Origin of the sequence: Azospirillum sp. B4, assembly GCF_000333275.1 — a bacterium.
Taxonomy (GTDB): Bacteria; Pseudomonadota; Alphaproteobacteria; order Azospirillales; family Azospirillaceae; genus Nitrospirillum.
The window spans coordinates 1-3,444 of sequence record NZ_BACU01000039.1 but is presented as its reverse complement, the minus strand read 5'-3'; the positions used below and the strand labels follow the sequence as shown (position 1 = coordinate 3,444).

Sequence of the window (3,444 nt, the reverse complement as noted above, 5' to 3'; positions counted from 1 at the left end):
GCAGGACAGCCGGTCCTCTGAAGCTCGACACGGCCGGTCCACCGGTGGTCAACGCCGGCCGGCGTCCGCACCCGTTCGGCATAGCCGTGGCCCCACTGGCCCGGGTCGCTGAAGCGGGCGGCCATGATCTCGGCGTAGCAGTTCCGGCAGCCCTCGCTCTTGCGGGTGCAGCCGCGCAGGTAGTTCCAATCGCTGCGGCCGGTCCATTCGATCTTGCTGGCCATCAGGCGTGTCCCTCCGGTTCGGCGCTGAACTGGGTGATGGCCTGGGTCAGGGTTTGGCCGGTGGCGGCGATCATGTCTTCCAGCGATTCCTGGGGGGTGTAGATCGCGACAAGCTCGCCAACGCTGACCAGGCAGCCGAAGACGATGGGCATGGGCGGCAGGCCCTGGGCGATGCGGGTACGGATGTGATCCTTCATCGCCTGCTGTTCAGCGGTGCAGGCGGCTTGCCATGCATCGTTGTCACCAGCGTCGAACATGGCCGTCTGAGCCGCGACGGAGCATTCGAACGCTTCGTCGGTGACGTGGGTGGCGCGAAGGTGCCGCACGGTGGCCGCCAGGCGGAGGATAGCGATGGACAGCGTCAGCGGGTCCTTGACGGCGCCGGCGGCGACGTCGCGGGCGAGTGTGTCGACCTCGATATCGGTCAGCGGCAGGGCGGAACGCGGTATGGCGGGGCCAGTCATGATGGGCTTCCCTGATCCAGGCGGCTGAAGCGGCCGTCATCAAACTCAGCGGCCGGGCGCACGAAGATGCGGCCTTGGGCGTCGTCGTAGATGACGACGGGTGTGGACGGGTAGTCGGCCTCCATGGCGCCGCGCAGGACCTCGCGATAGTCACTTCCGTTGCGGTGGCGGTGGGTTGGTCGCCATGAGGGCGCCGGGTCCGGCTTGACGGGGTGGTAGGCCGGGCCGGAGGGAGTCAGGTGCCAGAAGCCGTCTGGTGCCAGGCGGATGGGGCTGCCCACCTTCTCGCTGGTGCGGTTGAACTTCTCCATCACGGCCACGCCCAGGTCGATGCCGCGGGGCTTGGCCAGGGCGTCCAGCATGAAGACGGCGTCGACATAATGGTTGGTCAACGGTTCCAAGGCCGCCGGCAAAGTGATATCGCCACGCTCAACCTTCTTCAGCACGTTGGCGGCGGCGCCGCTGTACCAGCATAGGGCGCGGAAGGCGTCGCCATGGAGGCGGAGGGTGGGGTGGCCGAGATGCAGGCGCATGGTCGCGAAATCCATACTGCCGTCATTGTCCGCATGGCAGATGACCGTTCGCCGATGGATCGCCTTGCCCAGGTCGATGCCGCAGCGGAAAGCCAGGATGTCCAGATAGATCATCACGTCGGCCAGCTCCTCGCCGATGATGAAGGCGGCCACCTCTCCCGATTTATAGTCCAGCACCTCCGCCACCTCCCCGATCTCGCCGAACATGGCGTTGGACCAGGTCGACAGGGCCCAGTCGCTGCCGTCCGGTTGGCTATGGGCTGGGCCGCCCTGGGCGTTGCGGAAGGTGGGTAGGCGCGCGATGTTGGCGGCGCGCAGGGCGCTGAAGCGCAGGCTTTGTGGGCGTGTCATTCCACACCTCCCCAGGTGACGATGGGATCGGCGGCCAGCAGGGCCGGGCGGCGGGCCTCCAGCATGGTGACGGCGGTGGATGTGCCGCACATGGGGCGGCCGTCGCGGCCCAGGCGTGGGGTTATTGACCATTGGTCGTGGTTGTTGCCCTGGCCGGTCAGGTACTGGCAGCCGGTTTCGGCATCCGTCCGCACGCTGGCCCAGGGCACCGGGTCGGCATGGGTTCCGCCCGGGCGCTGGACGTCGCAGGCGGCCAGCAGCAGGGCGGCGGCGATGATGGTGCGTTTCATGGTCATCACTCCGCGGCAAGGGGTAGGGGGAGGGTGGTGCGGCGGTCGCGCACCAGGTGGGCGTGCCAGGCGTCGTTGCGTCGGCGGACGCTGTCCCAGTCGGGGGCGCCCAGCAGCTCGACGGTGCCGGTGGTGCCGTCGCGCACCGCGATCACGGTCATGCCGCCCGGCAGCTGATAGGTTTTCGTTTCACGCATCGGTCTGGCCTTTCTTCCGGGCCTCACGGGCCGCCTTCTGCGCGGCCTTGCGCTCCCGGTCGTCACGCAGGAACTGGTCCACCAGGCGGCAGAACTTCAGGAAGCCGCCTTTCTGGCGCTTGCCCCGCCACTCCAGCGCCGCGTCGATCAGGGCCAGGCCCCGTTCCTTCCGGCGGTCGTTGTGGGCCTTGCGGCAGTAGGCGGAACAGAAGGCCGCGTCGATCCGGGTGGGCTGATAATCCTCCCCGCATTCCGCGCAGCGGGAGCGGGCATAGTGGGCGCCACGGTTGTGCCCCTGCGGCGGTGGGGTGGCGGCGCTCATCCGGTGGCGTCCAGCGTGTCGCCGTCCAAGCCGGCGTCGCGCAGGCGGTGGTAGCGGGCCACGAACCGCTCCGCCACCCTGGGCCAGCTGGCGTCGGGCTTCAGCATGGGGACGGGCGCCGGCTCCGCCATGCCCGGGGGGGCGGCGCAGCCGGGGCGTAGGTCCCGCCATTCGGTCGCGAGCGCGCGGGCGTCCGCCCGGTCCACCAGGGCGCGATCCGCCAGCGGCAGCGGCCAGGGCAGGCCGAAGGCCAGGTGGATGGCGTCGTCGATCGGCGCCACCAGCCGCTGCACCAGGCCCGGCCGGCTGGCCAGCAGCTCCAGCGCGGCCTTCACCGGCGTGGTGATGTCGCCCACGATGGCCTCATGGGCGTCATGCAGCAGGCCATAGAGCCGCAAGCGCCGGGGCAGCAGGTCCGCCACCAGCAGGCTGTGTTCCGCCACAGACCAGGTGGTGGCGGCCCCGCCGCTGAAGCGGTTGATCTTGGCCAGGGCATCGGCCAGCACCTGGATGCCGGGGATGTCAGCGGCCGTCGGGCGCAGCAGGGGGAAGCTGCGCCCGTCAGAGAGGGTCGTGAAGCTCATGGGTGAATCCTGTCTGGCGTTCATCAAGCCGTCCGGGGCCACCGGGCGGCGGGGGAGCGTCAGGTCGGGATGTGGCCGGCCAGATCGCTTGTGTGCTCGCGTTCGATGAGGTGAGTTGCCACTTCAAGGCGCTTAAGTCGGCGCTCGCGCGATGATCCCGGGTTATCGGGGGCGATGGGTCGGACGAACCAAGCGATCGGCCCCTCCTCGGAATCGAATTTCGCGGCAAGGATGAAGCCGGCCGCCGGCGGCGTGGGGTCCCAATCGGGGATGACGTTGTCCCCATTGCTGTAGCGGTCACCGAGTTCTTCTTCGGCGTCATCATCGAATGAGATCAATTTGGGCTCATAATCTTGGGCTATCGCGACGATCTTCACATCCAAACTATCTTTGTTCCCATCTAGGTGCTGAAACATGATCGGCCACAATAGACCCTTCTCTCTCATGGATAAGGGGGGTTGCGCTCATCCTTGTCTCTA

Annotated in this window: 8 protein-coding genes; all 8 read right to left on the bottom strand. The window is 68.1% G+C overall.

The features are described from left to right. Positions 1 to 224 (bottom strand): DUF5131 family protein (locus I55_RS01685; RefSeq protein ID WP_044558710.1); only part of this gene is annotated, 224 nt, incomplete at its 3' end. Next, positions 224 to 688, bottom strand: a complete 465-nt coding sequence (locus tag I55_RS01680) for a hypothetical protein (protein WP_044558709.1) — start codon at positions 686 to 688, stop codon at positions 224 to 226. The genes I55_RS01685 and I55_RS01680, both read right to left, overlap by 1 nt. Continuing rightward, a complete protein-coding gene (locus I55_RS32605) occupies positions 685 to 1,572 on the bottom strand; it encodes a hypothetical protein (protein ID WP_049973733.1) in 888 nt (295 codons plus the stop codon). The genes I55_RS01680 and I55_RS32605 overlap by 4 nt, the downstream gene beginning before the upstream one ends. After that, positions 1,569 to 1,862 (bottom strand): DUF6440 family protein, encoded by a 294-nt coding sequence (locus tag I55_RS01670; RefSeq protein WP_044558708.1) that lies wholly within the window; start codon positions 1,860 to 1,862, stop codon positions 1,569 to 1,571. Before I55_RS01670 ends, I55_RS32605 begins: the two co-directional genes overlap by 4 nt. Positions 1,863 to 1,867: 5 nt before the next feature. Continuing rightward, positions 1,868 to 2,059, bottom strand: a complete 192-nt coding sequence (locus tag I55_RS01665; RefSeq protein ID WP_044558707.1) for a hypothetical protein — start codon at positions 2,057 to 2,059, stop codon at positions 1,868 to 1,870. Beyond that, a complete protein-coding gene (locus I55_RS01660; RefSeq protein WP_044558706.1) occupies positions 2,052 to 2,381 on the bottom strand; it encodes a hypothetical protein in 330 nt (109 codons plus the stop codon). The genes I55_RS01665 and I55_RS01660 overlap by 8 nt, the downstream gene beginning before the upstream one ends. Then, a complete protein-coding gene (locus I55_RS01655; RefSeq protein WP_049973732.1) occupies positions 2,378 to 2,965 on the bottom strand; it encodes a hypothetical protein in 588 nt (195 codons plus the stop codon). Before I55_RS01655 ends, I55_RS01660 begins: the two co-directional genes overlap by 4 nt. A 59-nt stretch (positions 2,966 to 3,024) precedes the next feature. After that, a complete protein-coding gene (locus I55_RS01650) occupies positions 3,025 to 3,348 on the bottom strand; it encodes a hypothetical protein (protein WP_148293527.1) in 324 nt (107 codons plus the stop codon). Positions 3,349 to 3,444 lie beyond the last annotated feature (96 nt).